Origin of the sequence: Mycolicibacterium xanthum, from assembly GCF_019710635.1 — a bacterium.
GTDB lineage: Bacteria > Actinomycetota > Actinomycetes > Mycobacteriales > Mycobacteriaceae > Mycobacterium > Mycobacterium xanthum.
The window spans coordinates 109,194-126,344 of the sequence record NZ_JAIFZS010000001.1; the positions used below are offsets into that span (position 1 = coordinate 109,194).

At 68.9% G+C, this 17,151-nt stretch carries 14 protein-coding genes; 7 read left to right on the forward strand and 7 right to left on the reverse strand.

Annotated elements, in window-relative coordinates; genetic code table 11:
* Positions 1 to 14: 14 nt before the first annotated feature.
* Positions 15 to 635 (reverse strand): cysteine hydrolase family protein, encoded by a 621-nt coding sequence (locus tag JDV09_RS00465; protein ID WP_221367140.1) that lies wholly within the window; start codon positions 633 to 635, stop codon positions 15 to 17.
* Positions 632 to 1,681: an aromatic ring-hydroxylating oxygenase subunit alpha gene (locus JDV09_RS00470; RefSeq protein ID WP_221367141.1), complete on the reverse strand. Its 1,050-nt coding sequence runs from the start codon at positions 1,679 to 1,681 to the stop codon at positions 632 to 634. The genes JDV09_RS00465 and JDV09_RS00470 overlap by 4 nt, the downstream gene beginning before the upstream one ends.
* A 213-nt stretch (positions 1,682 to 1,894) precedes the next feature.
* Here JDV09_RS00470 and JDV09_RS00475 point away from each other — a divergent pair, with 213 nt between their 5' ends.
* From JDV09_RS00475 to JDV09_RS00495, 5 genes are read left to right on the forward strand one after another with little or no spacing between them, the layout of a single operon-like run.
* Positions 1,895 to 3,532: a flavin-containing monooxygenase gene (locus JDV09_RS00475; RefSeq protein WP_221367142.1), complete on the forward strand. Its 1,638-nt coding sequence runs from the start codon at positions 1,895 to 1,897 to the stop codon at positions 3,530 to 3,532.
* Positions 3,529 to 4,650: an alpha/beta hydrolase gene (locus JDV09_RS00480; protein ID WP_221367143.1), complete on the forward strand. Its 1,122-nt coding sequence runs from the start codon at positions 3,529 to 3,531 to the stop codon at positions 4,648 to 4,650. The genes JDV09_RS00475 and JDV09_RS00480 overlap by 4 nt, the downstream gene beginning before the upstream one ends.
* A complete protein-coding gene (locus JDV09_RS00485; protein ID WP_221367144.1) occupies positions 4,647 to 5,738 on the forward strand; it encodes a phosphotransferase in 1,092 nt (363 codons plus the stop codon). The genes JDV09_RS00480 and JDV09_RS00485 overlap by 4 nt, the downstream gene beginning before the upstream one ends.
* The gene (locus tag JDV09_RS00490; RefSeq protein ID WP_221367145.1) at positions 5,735 to 6,109 is read left to right on the forward strand and encodes a nuclear transport factor 2 family protein; all 375 of its coding nucleotides are present in this window, start codon (positions 5,735 to 5,737) and stop codon (positions 6,107 to 6,109) included. The genes JDV09_RS00485 and JDV09_RS00490 overlap by 4 nt, the downstream gene beginning before the upstream one ends.
* A complete protein-coding gene (locus tag JDV09_RS00495; RefSeq protein ID WP_221367146.1) occupies positions 6,106 to 7,152 on the forward strand; it encodes a TIGR03857 family LLM class F420-dependent oxidoreductase in 1,047 nt (348 codons plus the stop codon). Before JDV09_RS00490 ends, JDV09_RS00495 begins: the two co-directional genes overlap by 4 nt.
* Before the next feature lie 56 nt (positions 7,153 to 7,208).
* Here JDV09_RS00495 and JDV09_RS00500 read toward each other — a convergent pair whose 3' ends face one another.
* The gene (locus JDV09_RS00500) at positions 7,209 to 8,705 is read right to left on the reverse strand and encodes an acyl-CoA carboxylase subunit beta (RefSeq protein ID WP_221367147.1); all 1,497 of its coding nucleotides are present in this window, start codon (positions 8,703 to 8,705) and stop codon (positions 7,209 to 7,211) included.
* Positions 8,706 to 8,776: 71 nt separating this feature from the next.
* Between JDV09_RS00500 and JDV09_RS00505 the strand changes: the two genes are divergently transcribed.
* Entirely contained in the window at positions 8,777 to 9,808 is a 1,032-nt protein-coding gene (locus JDV09_RS00505; protein WP_221367148.1) for an LLM class F420-dependent oxidoreductase, read from the forward strand.
* Positions 9,809 to 9,824: 16 nt separating this feature from the next.
* Positions 9,825 to 11,063: a cytochrome P450 gene (locus JDV09_RS00510; RefSeq protein WP_221367149.1), complete on the forward strand. Its 1,239-nt coding sequence runs from the start codon at positions 9,825 to 9,827 to the stop codon at positions 11,061 to 11,063.
* Here JDV09_RS00510 and JDV09_RS00515 read toward each other — a convergent pair.
* The 4 genes from JDV09_RS00515 to JDV09_RS00530 all read right to left on the reverse strand — a co-directional run bounded on the left by JDV09_RS00515 (position 11,060) and on the right by JDV09_RS00530 (position 17,079).
* Positions 11,060 to 12,346: an amidohydrolase family protein gene (locus JDV09_RS00515; protein WP_221367150.1), complete on the reverse strand. Its 1,287-nt coding sequence runs from the start codon at positions 12,344 to 12,346 to the stop codon at positions 11,060 to 11,062. The genes JDV09_RS00510 and JDV09_RS00515 overlap by 4 nt on opposite strands.
* A 114-nt stretch (positions 12,347 to 12,460) precedes the next feature.
* Positions 12,461 to 13,852, reverse strand: coding sequence for an MFS transporter (locus tag JDV09_RS00520; protein ID WP_221367151.1), 1,392 nt, complete (start codon positions 13,850 to 13,852; stop codon positions 12,461 to 12,463).
* A gap of 85 nt (positions 13,853 to 13,937) precedes the next feature.
* Positions 13,938 to 15,488, reverse strand: a complete 1,551-nt coding sequence (locus JDV09_RS00525; RefSeq protein ID WP_221367152.1) for an ATP-dependent DNA ligase — start codon at positions 15,486 to 15,488, stop codon at positions 13,938 to 13,940.
* Between the two features lie 37 nt (positions 15,489 to 15,525).
* Positions 15,526 to 17,079: a molybdopterin-dependent oxidoreductase gene (locus JDV09_RS00530; protein WP_221367153.1), complete on the reverse strand. Its 1,554-nt coding sequence runs from the start codon at positions 17,077 to 17,079 to the stop codon at positions 15,526 to 15,528.
* Between the last annotated feature and the right edge of the window lie 72 nt (positions 17,080 to 17,151).

Sequence of the window (17,151 nt, forward strand, 5' to 3'; positions counted from 1 at the left end):
CGGCTGCAGGTCGGTCACCGGGGCCGCCACGCGTCGATCAGGTCGTCGGTGGTGGTGATCGTCGCCAGCAGCGACAGCGTGTTGTCGATGACGGCATCGGCGTAGGCCGTCGGGATGCCCGCGACCGCGTCCCGCGGGACGACCACGTGATAGGCCGCGTTGACCGCGTCCATCACCAGGTTGGTGATCGCGACGTTGACCGACACCCCGACTGCGACGATGGTGCGCACCCCCAGGTTGCGCAGCACCGCGTCCAGATCGGTTCCGCCCATCGGGCCGATGCCGTGCCAGCGGTGCAGCACCAGATCACTTGGTTGCACGTCGAGTTCGGGCACCAGCTCGGTGCCGGGGCTACCGGGCGTGATGTCCACCCCGGTAGCGCCGACGGCGAACAGCCGGGCATTGTGGTTGGCGCCCCGGCCGTCCTGGCGGCGCTGCACCACGCAGTGCACCACCGCGGTGCCCGCGGCGCGCGCCGCGGGCAGCAGCCGGGCGATGCCGGGCAGCGCGACCCGGCGGGCCTCGGCCGCGAGCACCCCCAGGCCGGCGTTCGGTCCGACGATCGCGCCCTGACACTCCTGGGTGACCACCGCGGTGTGCGCCGGCGCGACCAGCTCGGCGAGGTCGGGTCTCATGCGCTCGTCACGGGCGCGTCGGCGGTCGGGTTGGCGGGAACTTCGGCGGGCGGGGTGGCGGGAACGTCGTAGAACCGTTGCGCCCACTTCCGCATCGCCATATAGGGTTTCGCGTCCACCTTCGCCAGCGGCGGATGCTCGACGTAGCGCTGGTAGCGCCAGATCTCGCAGTCCTCCCACACGGTCTTGAGGTACTGCCGCTCGACCTTCTCGATCACCGACGGCGGCGGTACGTCGGACGTCTCGCCGGGTAGTTTCGGCCACCAGATCGAATAGAACATGTCGGACACCTCGTCGTCGACGGGTGTGCACGCGAAGATCAGCCGGTGGTTTGACGACCCCTCGAACGCGCTCATCGCGAAGCCCAGTCCGGAGAAATGGCTGTGGATCTTCAAGGCCATCTTGTCCGGGTCGTCGCTTCGGGTGTCCGGCCATCCGGTCAGGAATCGCCACTCCTCGTCGACGTGTTCCCAGTGCAGGCACACCGGTGTCACGGTCGCACCGTGCACGTAGCGGAAGTGGGAGCTGTCGGGGCCGTTCTCGGCAACGATCTGCGGATGCACCGGGATGGCGTCGGCGCGGCTGGAGAACTCGGGATACGGCCGGTAGTAGGCGTTCGCATCGGTCTCGAACTGCGGGAACTTGTGGAAGATGTCCGGCAGCTCCCACTGCGGTTCCCCGCCCTGGGGTTGGTACCACATGAAAATGCATCCGTACTGCTCCCGGACCGGATAGGAGCGCAGCCGCAGGCCCCGGTTGGGCCGGTCCGGTTGGTAGGGGATGTAGGTGTTGGAGCCGTCCGGTCCCCACCGCCAGCCGTGGAACGGGCACTCGACGCAGTCGCCGACGACCTTGCCGCCGTGGCCGATGTGCGCCCCGAGGTGCTTGCAGTGGGCTTCCAGGACATGCAGTGCGCCCGATTCGTCGCGGTAGGCGGCCAGATCCTCGCCGAAGTACTTCACCGCCTTCACGTCGCCGACGGCGAACTCGGCCGACCAGCCGATCATGAACCAGCCGGTGACCTTCCAGGTGAACGGGACTTTCACGACGCCTCCCTCGATGGCCCTACCGAGTTATGGAGCAGCTTACAGTAGTGCTTTCGACACCAACTGTGCGGTGATCGGACATTCCGGGGTGAACCTCATCGGTGCGACTCTCGGGTCGCGATCGCGGTGACGGCCGTCGCCGAAAGCGCGACAGGGCGGTGCTACTACTGTAGTAGTTACAGTAACGATTCCCCATGACCTCCGCGAGGACCTGTGACAGCTCCTGCGACCACCCCGGCCGCCACCGACACATTCGACGTGATCGTCATCGGCGCCGGGTTCTCCGGTCTCTACGCCCTGCACCGGCTGCGGGAACTGGGCTTCCGGGTGCGCGTGCTGGAGAAGGCCGACGAGGTCGGCGGCACCTGGCTGTTCAACCGCTATCCCGGCGCGCGGTGCGACATCGAGAGCATCGAGTACTCGTATTCGTTCTCCGAGCAGATCCAGCAGGAGTGGGTGTGGACCGAGACGATGCCGGCCCAACCCGAGATCGAGGCCTATCTCAACTTCGTCGCCGACCGGCTGGACCTGCGACGCGACATCAGCTTCGGCGCCGAGGTGGTCGCGATGCGATTCGTCGAGGCCGACGCGCGGTGGACCGTCGAGCTGGCCTCGGGTGAGACGCTGCATGCCGGCCACGTGGTGGCCGCCACCGGCATCCTGTCGGTGCCGCTGGAGCCCACCATCCAAGGCATGGACAGCTTCGAAGGCGCCTCGCTGTTGACCAGCCGGTGGCCCGACGGTGTCGACCTGAGTGGGCGGCGGGTCGGGGTGATCGGGACCGGATCCACCGGAGTCCAGCTCATCCCGGTGGTGGCCCGGCAAGCCGCTCACCTCACCGTCTTCCAGCGCTCACCCGCCTACACGCTGCCGTGGCAGGTCCGGGCGTTCGAACCGGGTGAGCTCGACGAGCTGAAGGCGCGCTATCCCGAGATCCGCGCCGCCCAGCGCGAACACCCGGTGGGTGCGGCGCGGCTGAGCGCGTTCTCGGTGTTGCTGGACATGCTGGTCAAGCCGCCGCTGAAGTCCGCCTCGCGCGAAGAGCAATGTCGCGCAATCGAGGAGCACGGCGTGCTGGGTGCGCTGAACTGGGGTGACATCTTCTTCGACATGGAGGCCAACCAGATGGCCGCCCGGCTCTACGGCGAGGCGGTGGCGCGCCTCGTCACCGATCCGGACACCGCGGCGGCGTTGATTCCCAGCCACCCGTTCGGCTGCAAACGCCCGATCATCGACCAGGGCTACTACGAGACGTTCAACCGCGACAACGTCACCCTGGTCGACCTTCGTGCCGATCCGATCGTCACGGTGTGTCCGGAGGGCATCCGCACCGAACGCGGCGTGCACGAGCTCGACGTGATCATCTATGCGACCGGGTTCGACGCCATGACGGGCGCGATGAGCCGCATCGACGTCCGTGGCCGCGGCGGGTTGTCGCTGCGCGACTTCTGGGCCGATGAGGGACCCTTGACCTACCTCGGCCTGGCGGTCGCCGGATTCCCGAACCTGTTCATCGTGCAGGCTCCGGGAAGCCCCTCGGCGGCCTCCAATTTCGTCACCGCGCTGGAGCAGCACGTGGAGTGGATCGGCGACTGCCTGGTCTACCTGCGCGATCACGGATACCGCACGATCGAGGCGCAGCCGCAGGCGCAACGCGAATGGATCGACCACGCCACGTCCCTGGTCGAACCGACCGTGGTGGCGCACCCGTCGTGCAGTTCCTGGTACAACGGCGGCAACGTGCCCGGCAAGAAGAGGATGTACATGGGTTACAACGCGGGCATTCCCGAGTACCGGCGGCGCTGCGACGAGGTCGCCGATGCCGGCTATCAGGGCTTCAGCCTCGGATGAGGGCATCCGAGCGGCTGTGGCGGATCGGCAGCGACTTCGCCGGTGTCCTGCCGCGTACGCACCGTGCGGTCTCGGAATCGAAGGACTGGAATCCGCTCTCGCTGAAAGGTATTCGTGAGTTCGGCGAGGTCGCCCTCGACGAGTTGGCGTTGACCAGCATGACCTTGACCGCGCCCCCGCCCAAGCTCGAGCGTACGGTTGAGTCCTGTGCGGCCACCGGGGCGCAGCTGTCGGCGCTCGGCGTCGCAGGAGCTCATGCCGAGCCGGAACCATTGCAGGTCAAGGATGTTCGTCGGCTTCGAATGGGTCCGCAGACCTACGAGCGGTTGACCTTCGAGCACGAGCCCGCGCTGCCCGACACGCTGATGGTGGAGGGCCTCGGCGGCCCGGCGACCGCCGTCGTGCACCTGTGTCGCGCCGGTTCGGAACCGCGGCCGTGGCTGGTATGGGTGCACGGTGCGGGCCAGGGCCAGCCGATCGACCTGATGGTCGCGCGGGCGCGATGGTTGCAGCAAGTGCTGGGTTACAACATCGCACTGCCGGTCCAGCCGGGCTGCGGGGTGCGTCGCGACCGCTGGCCGCAGTACCCGACCATGGACCCGCTGGCCAACGTCGCGGGCATGATGCGCGCCGTGTCGGAGGTGCGTGCGCTGGTGCGTTGGTTGCGGCCGCAGGCGGGCACGGTCGCGGTGGCCGGGGTGTCGATGGGAAGCCCGGTGGCGGGGCTGGTGTCGCACCTCGAGCCGGTCGATGCGGTCGCGGTGTACACGCCGATCGCGGGCCTGAACGCGATGATCGCCGCTCACCTGGGCCGCTGGGGCCCGTCCGTGCACGACACCATCGAGCTGCTGGGCTCGGATGCCGCGGCGCAGGTGATGGCGGCGGTGGACTACCAGTCCGTCGAGCCCACCGCGCCGGAGCGCAACCGGCTGATCGTCGGGGCGTGGCATGACCAGATGGCGGGCCGCGACACCGCGCTCGAACTGCACGGGCGCTGGGGTGGGCAACTGCATTGGCATCGGGGCAGCCACGTGGGTCATGTGTTCGCCGGCGGCGTGCACGGGGTCACCGAGCGGTTCCTCAGGCCGATCGGGCGCCGGGACCGGAGCGGTCGGTGACATCGGCGGGATCGCTCGGCGACACGACCGCCGCGGTGCCGCGCACCATCGACGACGTCACACGCGAATGGTTGGCCGCGGTGTTGCGCGCCGACGACACGTTGCCCGACGACGCCGTCGTCGGCAACGTGCGGGCCGAACAGATCGCGTTGGACAGCGGGTTCTCGTCGCGGCTCTACCGTGTGCAGCTGTCCGGGAACGGAATCCCGCCGAGCGTGATCGTCAAGCTGCCAGCCGAATCCGAGGCCGGTGCGGCGATGCGGATGCTGGGTGGATACGCCCGCGAGGTGGCGTTCTACCGCGACGTCGCCGGTTCGGCGCCGCTGGGCACCCCACACGTGTTCGCCGCCCGGATGGCCGGTGACCAGGGTGATTTCGTTCTCGTGCTGGAGGACCTGCAGGGCTGGCACAACGTGGACCACCTCGCCGGGTTGTCGGTCGAGCAGGCGCGCAGCTGCATCGACCGGCTCGCCGGGCTGCACGCCTGGTCCACCCGGCACGCCGACAAGCTCGGCGGGTTCGAATCGTTCGACTCGCCGTTCAGTCGCGAGTTGCTGCCCGCCGCGTTCCCGGCGGCCTGGCAGGTCTACCGGGACCTGGTCCCGATAACGATCCCGCCCGAGGTGGACGCCTACGCCGAGCGGTTCACCGAGCTGGCCCCGACGGCGGTGGCCGCACTGGGCGAACGGTCGATGCTGATCCACGGCGACATCCGGGCCGACAACATGTTCTTCGCCGGCGGTGAGCTCAAGGTGGTGGACTTCCAGCTGGCCGCCAAGGGCTGCGGCGCAACCGACATCGGCTACCTGGTCAGTCAGGGGCTGCCCACCGAGGCGCGCTCGGGTCGCGACGAGGAGTTCGTCCGCGACTACGTCTGCCGGTTGGCCGAGCACGGGGTCGCCGACTACCCGTTCGACGAGGCGTGGCGGCACTACCGGTTCGCGGTGGCCTACTACATCGTGCTGCCCGCGCTGCCGCTGCTGGGCTGGGATGCCCTGCCGGAGCGGTCCCGGCAGCTGTGCCTGCGCCTGCTGGAGCGGGCCGCGGCGGCCATCGACGAGATCGGCGCCTTGGAGGTGTTCGGATGACCCGATCGGCCCGCGAAGTGGTCGAACTGTACAACCTCGTGGTGTGGAACGAGCGGGACTTCGCGCTCGCCGAGGAGTTGATGGGCGACACGGTGATCCGCCACGAGGTCGGCGAGGCGATCACCCTGACCCACGAGCAGGCGGTCGCCCGCATCGTCGACCACTGGGCGATGTTCGAGACGATCCGGTTCGATCTCAACCTGGTCGTCGCGGGTGACGACGGTGAACACGTGGCGATCGTCTACCAGTCGCCGATGACGGGGAAGGACGGCGCGTCGATCACGATCGGCAGCATGGAGATCTTCCGGGTGGTGGACGGCAGGATCGTCGAGGTGTGGAACTGCGGCTACAAGCAAGGAGAGTGGGCATGACGACCGACCGGGTGCTCGACGAGTTGGGCTACTACCTGCTGGCCGGGGCCGGGGGTGAGGGGCCCGCGTCGCTGATGGACGAGGCGCGCCGCGGCGAGGAACTCGGCTTCGGCACCGGGTTCATCTCCGAGCGCTGGAACGTCAAGGAGGCCTCGTCGTTGACCGGCGCGGCGCTGGCGGTGACCACGCGGATGCAGATCGCCACGGCCGCAACCAATCACAACACCCGTCACCCGTTGATCACCAGTTCGTGGGCCACCACGATGCACCGGCTCTCGGGTGGCCGCTTCACCCTCGGCCTGGGCCGCGGGATCGCGGCCATCTACCGGGCGTTCGGGGTGCCGGCCGTGACCACCGCACAGATGGAGGACTTCGCGCAGGTGATGCGCAAGCTCTGGCACGGCGGGCTGATCTTCAACCACGACGGGCCCATCGGCAAGTACCCGGTGCTGTTCCTGGACCCGGATTTCGACGAGGACATCCGGCTGGCGATCGTGGCGTTCGGGCCGCAGACCCTGGCGCTGGGCGGGCGCGAGTTCGACGACGTCATCCTGCACACCTACTTCACGCCGGAGACCCTGCAACGCGCGGTCAAGACCGTCAAGGACGCCGCCGAGCAGGCCGGTCGCGACCCGGCCTCAGTGCGGGTGTGGTCGTGCTTCGCCACCGTCGGCGACCATCTGCCCGAGGAACTGCGGCTGAAGAAGACCGTGGCCCGGCTGGCCACCTACCTGCAGGGCTACGGTGATCTGCTGGTCAGCACGAACGGCTGGGATCCCGCCGTGCTGACGAGGTTTCGCGACGATCCGGTCGTGCAGTCGATACCCGGCGGCATCGACCACAAGGCCAGCGCCGAGCAGATCGAACACATCGCCACGCTGATTCCCGACGAGTGGCTCGAGCCGGCGGCGACCGGTTCGGCGCAGCAGTGCGTGGACCGGGTGCGCAAGGAGTTCGACTACGGCGCCGATGCGGTCATCATGCACGGCGCGACTCCCGACGAGCTCGAACCGATCGTCGCCGCCTACCGCGCCTCCGGGTGATTTCGGTGTAGTTTGTCGCCTTCGGCGTGACAAACTACACCGAAATCCCAAGGGGGTCAGGGGGTGATCGCCGTGCGGCTGACGGGTTCGGCGGCCGCCTGGCGCCGGTGCAGGCCGCGTTCGAGCGCGTCCAGCAGCGCGTCGCGGGTCTCCTCGGGATGGATGAGGTCGTCGAAGCCGAGGTGGCCCGCCGAGCGGAACGACGCGTCCACCTCGGCCTGGCGCAGCCGGGCCTCGAGATCCTCGGTGGCGTGCGATGCGCGGCTCAGCGCGGCGGCGCTCATCGCGCCCATGGTCGCGCCCGGATAGGCGAAGGTCGCGCTCTGGTTGTCGAATCCGAGCAACGACATCACCATGGACCCGAACCCGTAGGCCTTGCGCAGCGTCACGTGCAGCTTGAGGGTGGTCGCGGCGGTCTGGGCGGCGAACATCCGGGCGCCGCTGCGCAGCACGCCCTGGCGTTCGGACCGGCTGCCCGGCAGCATCCCGGGATTGTCGGCCAGGAACACGATCGGCAGGTGGAACGAGTCGGCCACGGTGATGAAATGCGCGGCCTTGTCCGCGGCGTCGGCGTCGATCGAGCCTGCCAGTACCCGGGGTTGGTTGGCCACCACCGCGACCGGATGGCCACCGAGATGCGCGAGGGCGCAAAGGATCGCGGGCCCGAACTTCGGCTGCACCTCGAACCAGTCCGGGCCGTCGAACACCACGTCGAGCACCGCGCGCATGTCGTAGATCTGGCGGTTGCCCCGCGGGACGATGTCGACCAGTTCGGGAGTGGGCCGGCGCCCGGTCGACTCGTCCTTGGTAAGCGACGCGGGATAGGACCACGCGCTGGACGGGAAATAGGACAGGTAACGGCGGATGTCGTCGAGCACGGCGGCGTCGTCGGCGCCGAGGTTGTGGATCACCCCGCTGGCCAGCGCCACCCCCGGGCCACCCAGGTCTTCCTTCGAGATCTCCTCTCCGGTGGACTCTTTGACCACCGGCGGGCCGGCGGTGAAGATCGCGCCCTGGCTGGTCATGATGGTCCAGTCGCAGACCGGCGCGACCAGCGCGCCGTGGCCGGCGGACGGGCCGAACAACCCGCCGACGGTCGGCACCTTGCCCGAGCATGCGGCCTGAGCCAGCAGATCGGTGGGGGTCCGGCCGTAGTGCTCCCCGCTGGGCCGAAAGCCCGCGCCCTCCAGCAGCATCACCAGCGGGACCCGGTCACCCAGCGCGATCTCGGCCAGCCGGTAGCGCTTCGCGTTCCCGCCGGGGCCGATGCTGCCCGCCAGCGTGGTGAAGTCCTCGGCGCCGATCATCACCGGCCTGCCGTCGATCAGGCCGCTGCCCGCGACGATCCCGTCCGCGGCGATATCGCCGCCGACCAGCGTGCCGAACTCGCGGAACGACCCCTTGTCCAGCAGGTGGTCGATGCGGCCGCGGGCGTCGAGCTTGCCCTTGCCGTGGTGTTTGTCCAGCCGATCCGGTCCGCCCATCGCGCGCGAGTGATCCCGTCGGCGGGCGAGTTCGTCGAGGGTGTCCTTCCAGTCCTCGGCCCTGGCCATGGCATCTCCCGTTCTACGCGGCGGCGTGCAACGTTGACCTTACTGAATTGCTTACTGTAGCGTCGTTCGCCATGGGTGCTGGAGGCGGCCTCAGGGTAGACGCGGCCGTCGTCAGTCAGCTGGCCACGATGCCCGACGGCGCCCGGACGCTGGAGCGCCGGGGCTATGACGGCTGCTGGACCGCCGAGATCAACCACGACCCGTTCCTGCCGCTGACCCTGGCCGCCGAGCACACCGAGCGCATCGAGCTGGGTACCAGCATCGCGGTCGCGTTCGCCCGCACCCCGATGACCGTCGCCCAGATCGGCTGGGACCTCCAGGACTACTCGCACGGGCGGCTCATCATCGGGCTGGGCAGCCAGATCAAGCCGCACATCGAGAAGCGCTTCAGCATGCCGTGGAGCAGGCCGGTGGACCGGATGCGCGAGTTCGTGCTGGCGATGCGGGCCATCTGGTCCTGCTGGCGTGGTGAGCAGCCCCTCGAGTTTGACGGCGAGTTCTACACCCACAAGCTCATGACACCGATGTTCGTCCCGCCCATGCACGACTACGGCGACCCCCGGGTGTTCGTCGCCGCCGTGGGGGACCGGATGACCGAGATGGTCGGCGAGGTCGCCGACGGCCTGCTCGCACATGGGTTCTCGACCGCGCGCTACATGCGGGAGGTGACGATTCCGACGCTGTCGCGCGGGCTGGCGCGGGCCGGCCGCACCCGTGCCGACGTCCAGGTGTCCAGCCCGCTGTTCGTCGTGACGGGGCGCGATGAGGCTGAGATCGCCGAGACTGCGGCCCGTGCCCGCAAGCAGATCGCGTTCTACGCATCCACCCCGGCGTACCGCAACGTGCTCGAGTTGCACGGCTGGGGCGAGCTGCAGACCGAACTGCACCGGCTGTCCCGAGAGGGCGGCTGGGACACCATGGGCACGCTGATCGACGACACCATGTTGGACACGTTCGCCGTGGTGGCCCCGATCGAGGACGTGGTGAAGAAGATCCGGGCCCGGTGCGAGGGCCTGATCGACCGGGTGCTTATCGGATTTCCACCCGGCGTCGACGAGGCCACCGTGATCGACCTGGTATCCGAGTTGCGCAGCGGCGCATGACCGAAGAGGAGACCTGATGAGCGTTCCCGTCGTCGACGACGCGGCCAGGGTGTTCGCCGATCCGTCGGCCTACGCCGACGAGGCGCGACTGCATGCGGCGTTGCGCCATCTGCGGGCCAACGCGCCGGTGTGCTGGGTGGACGTGGAGGGCTACCGCCCGTTCTGGGCGATCACCAGGCACGCCGACATCATGGCGGTCGAGCGCGACAACGCGGTGTTCACCAACTCGCCACGACCGGTGCTGACCACCGCCGCGGGCGACGCCCAGCAGGAGGCGATGGGCGTGCGCACGCTGATCCATCTGGACGACCCGCAGCACCGCAAGGTCAGGGCCATCGGGGCGGACTGGTTCCGCCCGAAGGCGATGCGCGCGTTGAAGGTCCGCGTCGACGAGCTGGCGAAGTCGTTCGTCGACCAGATGCAGGAGCGGGGAGGGGAGTGCGACTTCGTCAGCGAGGTCGCGGTCAACTTCCCGCTGTACGTGATCATGTCGCTGCTCGGGATCCCCGAGTCCGACTTCCCCCGGATGCTGACCTACACCCAGGAGTTGTTCGGCAGCGACGACGAGGAATTGCAGCGGGGCGCGACCCTCGAGGAACGCGGCATGGCGCTGTTCGAGATGTTCACCTACTTCAACGAGATCACCGCATCGCGGCGGGCACACCCCACCGAGGATCTCGCCTCGGCGATCGCCAACGCGCACATCGACGGCGAACCGCTGTCCGATATCGACACGGTGTCCTACTACCTCATCGTCGCGACCGCCGGACACGACACCACCAGCGCGACCATCTCGGGCGGCCTGCAGGCCCTGGCCGAGAACCAGGATCAGTTGCGGCGCCTGCAGAACCACCCCGAGTTGCTGCCGCTGGCGACCGAGGAGATGATCCGGTGGGTCACGCCGGTCAAGGAGTTCATGCGAACCGCGCAGCAGGACACCGAGATTCGGGGAGTGCCGATCGCCGCGGGGGACTCGCTGCTGCTGTCCTATCCGTCCGGCAACCGCGACGAAGAGGTGTTCACCGACCCGTTCACGTTCGACGTCGGGCGCGATCCCAACAAGCACGTGGCGTTCGGCTACGGCGTGCACTTCTGCCTGGGCGCGGCGCTGGCCCGGATGGAGATCAACAGCTTCTACTCCGAACTGCTGCCCAGGCTGAAGTCCGTCGAACTGGCGGGCGCGCCGAAGCACACCGCGACGGTGTTCGTGGGCGGGCTCAAGCACCTGCCCATCCGCTACACGCTGTCGGGCTAGCTGCTGCCGGAGTTCGCCCGCGCCGCGGCGTGCAGGGCTTCGCCGCGGGTGCCCTTCTCATGGTGGGAGAGGGCCTGGATCGACACGTCGTGACCCTCGGCAGCCTTACGCAACGCGCCGACGGTGGCCTGCTCCTTGGGGATCTGGCTGAACGGATCCCAGTGATACCAGCGCATCGCGTTCTCGTAGGTCATCTTGTTGATCTCGTCGTCGGGCACGCTGTTGGCCTTGAGCACCTTGTCCAGCTCTTCGGGGGCCTCGGGCCACATCGAGTCGCTGTGCGGGTAGTCGGCTTCCCAGCAGATGTTGTCGATGCCGATCTCGTTTCGCAGCGCCACCCCGATCGGATCGGCGATGAAACAGGTCAGGAAGTGCTCCCGGAACACCTCGCTGGGCAGTTTGCCCTTGAAGTCCTGCCCGGTCCACGTGGAGTGCATCTCGTAGGTGCGGTCGGCGCGCTCCAGGAAGTAGGGGATCCAGCCGGTGCCGCCCTCGGACAGCGCGATCTTGAGGTCCTTGTACTTCTTGATCGGCGCCGACCACAGCAGGTCGGCGGCGGCCTGCACGATGTTCATCGGCTGCAGTGTGATCATCACGTCCATCGGCGCGTCCGGGGCGGTGATGGCCAGCTTCCCCGAGGAACCGATGTGGACGTTCATCACGGTGTCGGTGTCCACCAGCGCCTTCCACACCGGATCCCAGTACTCGTCGTGGAAACTCGGATAGCCCATCGCGGCCGGGTTCTCGCTGAACGTCAGCGCATGCACCCCGCGCGCGGCGTTGCGCCGGATCTCGGCCGCGCACGCCTCGGCGTCCCAGATCACCGGCAGGGTCATCGGGATGAACCGGGCCGGATAGGCTCCGCACCATTCCTCGACGTGCCAGTCGTTGTAGGCCTGCAGCAGCGCCAGGGAGAACTCCGGATCCTCGGTGGCGAACAGGCGGCCCGCGAAGCCGGGGAACGACGGGAAGCACACCGAACCCAGGATGCCGCCGGCGTTCATGTCCTTGACCCGTTCGTCGACCTGCCAGCAGCCCGGCCGGATCTCGTCGAGCCCCTGCGGCTCCAGGCCGTACTCCTCCTTGGGCCGGCCCGCGACGGCATTCAACGCCACGTTCGGGATCACCACGTCACGGAACTGCCAGGTGTCGCTGCCGTCCTCGTTGTGCACCAGCCGCGGCGCCTCGTCCAGGTACTTCTTGGCCAGGTGGTTCTTGAACATGTCCGGCGGTTCCACCACATGGTCGTCAACGCTGATCAGGATCATGTCGTTCTGGTGCATCGCCGTCCCGTTCTATGGGTGCTTACCGTATGGACGACAGTTTAGCGTGGCCGTCGGTCCGCCTCAATGACGCCTTCGGGCCGGCCGGCCGACGAGCGCCGGCCCGGGGCGGGGTCACAGCTCCGGCGGCGGGAGTTCCGCGGAGTCCAGCGAGGTGTCCCTGGTCTCGTGCATGATCAGGATCGCGATGAAGGTCAGGGTGGCCGCGATGAACAGATACAGGCCGACCCAGGCCACCCCGTAGCTGGTGGCCAGCCAGGTGGCGATGAACGGTGCCACCGCGGCGCCGAGGATGCTGGACACGTTGTAGGAGATGCCCGATCCGGTGTAGCGCACGTTGGTCGGGAACAACTCCGGCAGCACCGCGCTCATCGGCGCAAAGGTGAAGCCCATCAAGGTCATTCCGATGATCAGGAAGACCAGCGTCATCCCCGACGAGGTGGTGCCCGAGCCGAGGATCGGGGCGAACAGCGCCCCGTAGACCATGATCGCGGCCGTCACGACCAGCAGCGTGCGTCGCCGGCCGTAGCGGTCTGCCAGCAGGCCCGATACCGGCAACGTCGCCGCGAAGAACAGCACGGCGATCAGCTGCATCTGCAGGAAGTCCACATACGGGAAGCCGAGCCCCTTGCCGTCCGGGGGCTTCTTCGAGGTGCCGAAGCTGAGCGCCCACGTTGTCACGATGTAGAACAGCGTGTAGGTCGCCAACATGACGAACGTGCCGATGATCAACTGGCGCCAGCTGGTTCGGAACACCTCGGTCAGTGGCGCCTTGACCTTCTCGCCGCGGGCCACGGCGCGGGTGAACACCGGGGTCTCGAGAATCCGCAGGCGTACGTACAGCCCGATCGCGACCATCACCGCACTGAACAGGAACGGCAACCGCCAGCCCCAGGTCAGGAATGCGCCGTCGGGATCGGGGGTGGCGTTGCTGTGACCGAGCAGCAGGATCAGCACGATGAACAGGCCGTTGGCGAGCAGGAAGCCCAGCGGTGCGCCCAACTGCGGCCACATCGCCGCCCAGCCGCGTTTGCCGGGCCGGGCGGTCTCGGTGGCCAGCAGCGCCGCGCCGCTCCATTCCCCGCCCAACGCCAGTCCCTGGGAGAACCGCATGACCGCCAGCAGCGCGGGGGCGATGAGACCGACCTGGGAGTAGGTCGGCAACAGCCCGATCGCGAAGGTCGCGATGCCCATCAGCAGCAGGGAGGCCACCAGCGTGGTCTTGCGGCCCGCGCGGTCGCCGAAGTGGCCGAACAGGACCGAGCCGACCGGTCGGGCGACGAACGCGAGGCCGAAGGTGGCCAGTGACGCCAGCAACGCGGTCGTCGAATCGCCCTTGGGGAAGAACAGGAACGGGAACACCGACACCGCCGCGGTGGCGTAGATGTAGAAGTCGTAGAACTCGATGGTGGTGCCGATCATCGACGCCAGCACTATGCGCCGACGGGGCACCCCGTCGACGGCGTCGTCCGTACCGTCGATCTCGTCCGCAACGTCGCTGCTCATCCACACCTCCGTGCCCGGGCCTGGCAGAACATCATGCCAGCGCGCGCGCCGTGGAGAACGGCGTATGCAGAGATGGCCGAGCGGCTCAGCCGGTGTGCTCGTACAGCCGCCGCACCGTGTCGATCGTGTCGGCCTCGGCGGCGGTCTTGTCGTCGCGGTAGCGCAGCACCCGGGCGAATCGCAGCGCCATTCCGCCGGGGTAGCGCGACGACGTCTGGATGCCGTCGAACGCGATCTCGACCACCTGCTCGGGCCGTAGCGGGACCACGTACGAATCGGTCTCGCCGTCGGCCAGCGCAAAGAATCGTTGCGTCTGCCAGGCCAGCATCTCGTCGGTCATACCCTTGAATGTCTTGCCCAGCATCACGTATTCGCCCGTTGCGGGGTCACGGGCGCCCAGGTGAATGTTGGACAGCTTGCCGGTGCGGCGCCCGGAGCCCCACTCGACGGCGAGGACGACCAGGTCGAGGGTGTGCACGGGTTTGACCTTCAGCCAGCCCGCCCCGCGCCTGCCCGCCTCGTACGGGGCGGCCGGCGATTTCGCCATGATCCCCTCGTGGCCGGCGGCCAGGGTGGCGGCCAGGAACTCCCCGGCGGCATCGGCATCGGCCGTCAGCAGGCGGTCGACCCGCTGCTGCGCGGGCGTGACCGCGTCCAGCGTGGCGATCCGTTCGGTGGCGGGACGGTCCAGCAGATCGGTGCCGTCGGCGTGCAGCACGTCGAAGAAGAACACGGACAGGTGCGGGACATCGGAGCCGGTCCCGTCCGGCCGGCCGCGCCTCCCGAAACGTGACGCGGTGATCTGGAAGCGGTGCGGGCGACCGTCGGGTCTCAGCGCGATCGCCTCCGCGTCGGCGATCAGCTCGGTGACCGGCAGGGCGAGCGCGGCGTCCACGACCTCGGGCAGGCGCGCGGTCACGTCGTCGAGGCTGCGGGTGAAGATCGAGACCGCATCGCCGCTGCGGTGGATCTGCACCCGGGCACCGTCCAGCTTGGCTTCGAACAGCGCGGGCCCGCCCAGCCGGTCGAGGGCATCGGCGACGCCGGTCGCGGTCTGCGCGAGCATCGGGCCCACGGGTGTGCCGACCCGCAGGGTGATCCGGTCCAGCGCGGCGGCGCCGCCCGTCATCGCCGCGGCAGCCACCGCAGGCAGGTCGCCGCTGAGCATCGCCGCCCGGCGCACCGCGGGCGCCGACGCGTCGAAGGCCCTGCCGACGGCATCGGCCATCACGCCGACCAGCGCGCCCTGGCGCAGCTCACCGGTGAGCAGCCGGCTGAGGAAGGTCTGCTCCGGTTCGGTCGCCGCGCCGAACAACTCGCCCACCAGCCGGGCCCGGTGCGCCCGCGATCCCTTGCCCGTCGTGGCGCCGATCGCGGTGAACGCGTCGTCCACGCCGAGCACCGTCAGGCCCGGCTGCGCCGCCGGCCGGGGCAGGGCACGCAACGCCGCCCAACCGACGCCGATCTGACGCTGGGTGAGCTCGCCGGACAACCAGGACACCACGACCGCCACCTCTCGCGGGTCTCCGGCGGCCGCGGCGAGCCGCAGCAGGTCGGCGAGGCGCGCGATCTTGGCCAGCCGCGCCGATGACGCCGCGACCACAGCGGACGCGTCCGCGACCTCTACCAGCAGCACCTCACCAGCCTGGCACGGGGCACCGACAGGGCGGCCGTCACGTCACCGCGAACGTGACCGAGTGCCAGCCGGTGGCGCCGTCGGGTGCAGGATCGGCCCGTTCCTCGGTCTGGGTGTAGCCGCTGTTGTCGGTGGCGCGCACGGTGATGGTGTGCAGCCCGGTGGTCTCGGCGGTCCAGTCCAGGCTCCACAGCCGCCAGGTGTCGTTGGAATGGTGGTCGCCCAATGTGGCCTTCTGCCAACGGCCGTCGCCGCCCGGGCCGTCGATACGCACCTCGACGTCGCGCACGCCGCGGTTCTGGGCCCAGGCCACACCGCCGAACGTCACCGGGCCGACGGGTACGTCCTGGCCGCTGCGCGGGACGTCGACGCGCGACTCGGTCTTGATCGGGCCCCGCGCCGACCAGCCCAGCCGCGTCCAGTAGGCCTCGGCCCGGTCGAAGCGGGTCAGCTCGAGGTCGACCACCCATTTGGTGGCCGACACGTAGCCGTAGAGGCCGGGCACGACGAGGCGGGCCGGATAACCGTGCTCGACGGGCAACGGTTCGCCGTTCATCCCCACCGCCAGCATTGCATCGCCCTCGGTGAGCGCCTCGACGGGGGTGCCCGCGGTCCAGCCGTCGATCGACATGGACAGCACCATGTCGGCATCGGGCCGCACGCCGGCGTCGGCGAGCAGGTCGCGGACCCGGTAGCCGGTCCACACTGCGTTCGAAATCAGTTCGCCACCAACGGGATTGGACACACAGGTCAGCGTCACCGCCTGCTCCACCACCTCGAAGCGATCCAGATCCTCCCAACGGTAGGTGATCTCGCGGTCCACCATTCCGTGGATGCGCAACTCCCACTCCGTCCGGCTGAGCTGCGGGACCACCAACGCGGTGTCGATCCGGTAGAAGTCGGCGTTGGCGGTCACGAACGACGGCAGATCAACACCGTTGGGCTGCACCGACTCCGCGATCGGCGGAGCGGCGATGTCGACCTCCGGCAGCGCGAAGCCCCGGCGTTCTCCGGCCACCGATGACGTCAGCCTGGTGATCACCACGCCGGCCACGCCGCTGGCCACGCCCGCGGCGAGCAGGCCCAGCGTGATCAGGGAGCGGCGCCTGCCACGGTCGGTGCCGTCACCTGAGTCGGTGGAGTCGCCGGTCGGCTCCGTAGGCTCGTCGAGGCGATCCGGCACCAGCCGGCGCAGCACGGCGACCCCGCACCCGGCGCCCACGATCGTGGGCACGATGTCGAGCAGCGACGTCTCGGCCCGGGCCAGCACCGCGGCGCAGCCCAGGGCGCCGGCGGCGACGATCATGGCGCTGCCGACCGGCCTGCGCCGGGTCTCGGCGATTCCCGCGACCGCCGCCAACACCGCGATCACCACCAGCACGAGCAGCGTGAGCACCATTTTGTCGGCCGTGCCGAACAGCTGGATCGCCCACTCCTTGACCGGTCCGGGCGTCAGATCGATGACCGCGGAGCCGACCGCCGTGCGGACGTCGGCCTGCGGTCCGAACGCCGCGCCGACCAGCTGCGCCACCCCGACGGCGACCGCGGCCGCCGCGACGCCCGCCATCGCCCGCATGCCCGTCGAGGTCATGATCACAAATTACCGCCGGAGTGAACCCGAAACCCTTACCGAAATATGTCATCGGCTAGGTTGCTTTACAGA

Excerpts from the sequence above, each read along its gene's own strand:
- JDV09_RS00520 (WP_221367151.1), bottom strand. The coding sequence starts at position 13,852 with ATGAGCAGCGACGTTGCGGACGAGATCGACGGTACGGACGACGCCGTC.
- JDV09_RS00530 (WP_221367153.1), bottom strand. The coding sequence starts at position 17,079 with ATGACCTCGACGGGCATGCGGGCGATGGCGGGCGTCGCGGCGGCCGCG.
- JDV09_RS00510 (WP_221367149.1), top strand. The coding sequence starts at position 9,825 with ATGAGCGTTCCCGTCGTCGACGACGCGGCCAGGGTGTTCGCCGATCCG.
- JDV09_RS00465 (WP_221367140.1), bottom strand. The coding sequence starts at position 635 with ATGAGACCCGACCTCGCCGAGCTGGTCGCGCCGGCGCACACCGCGGTG.
- JDV09_RS00480 (WP_221367143.1), top strand. The coding sequence starts at position 3,529 with ATGAGGGCATCCGAGCGGCTGTGGCGGATCGGCAGCGACTTCGCCGGT.
- JDV09_RS00490 (WP_221367145.1), top strand. The coding sequence starts at position 5,735 with ATGACCCGATCGGCCCGCGAAGTGGTCGAACTGTACAACCTCGTGGTG.
- JDV09_RS00495 (WP_221367146.1), top strand. The coding sequence starts at position 6,106 with ATGACGACCGACCGGGTGCTCGACGAGTTGGGCTACTACCTGCTGGCC.
- JDV09_RS00500 (WP_221367147.1), bottom strand. The coding sequence starts at position 8,705 with ATGGCCAGGGCCGAGGACTGGAAGGACACCCTCGACGAACTCGCCCGC.
- JDV09_RS00505 (WP_221367148.1), top strand. The coding sequence starts at position 8,777 with ATGGGTGCTGGAGGCGGCCTCAGGGTAGACGCGGCCGTCGTCAGTCAG.
- JDV09_RS00515 (WP_221367150.1), bottom strand. The coding sequence starts at position 12,346 with ATGCACCAGAACGACATGATCCTGATCAGCGTTGACGACCATGTGGTG.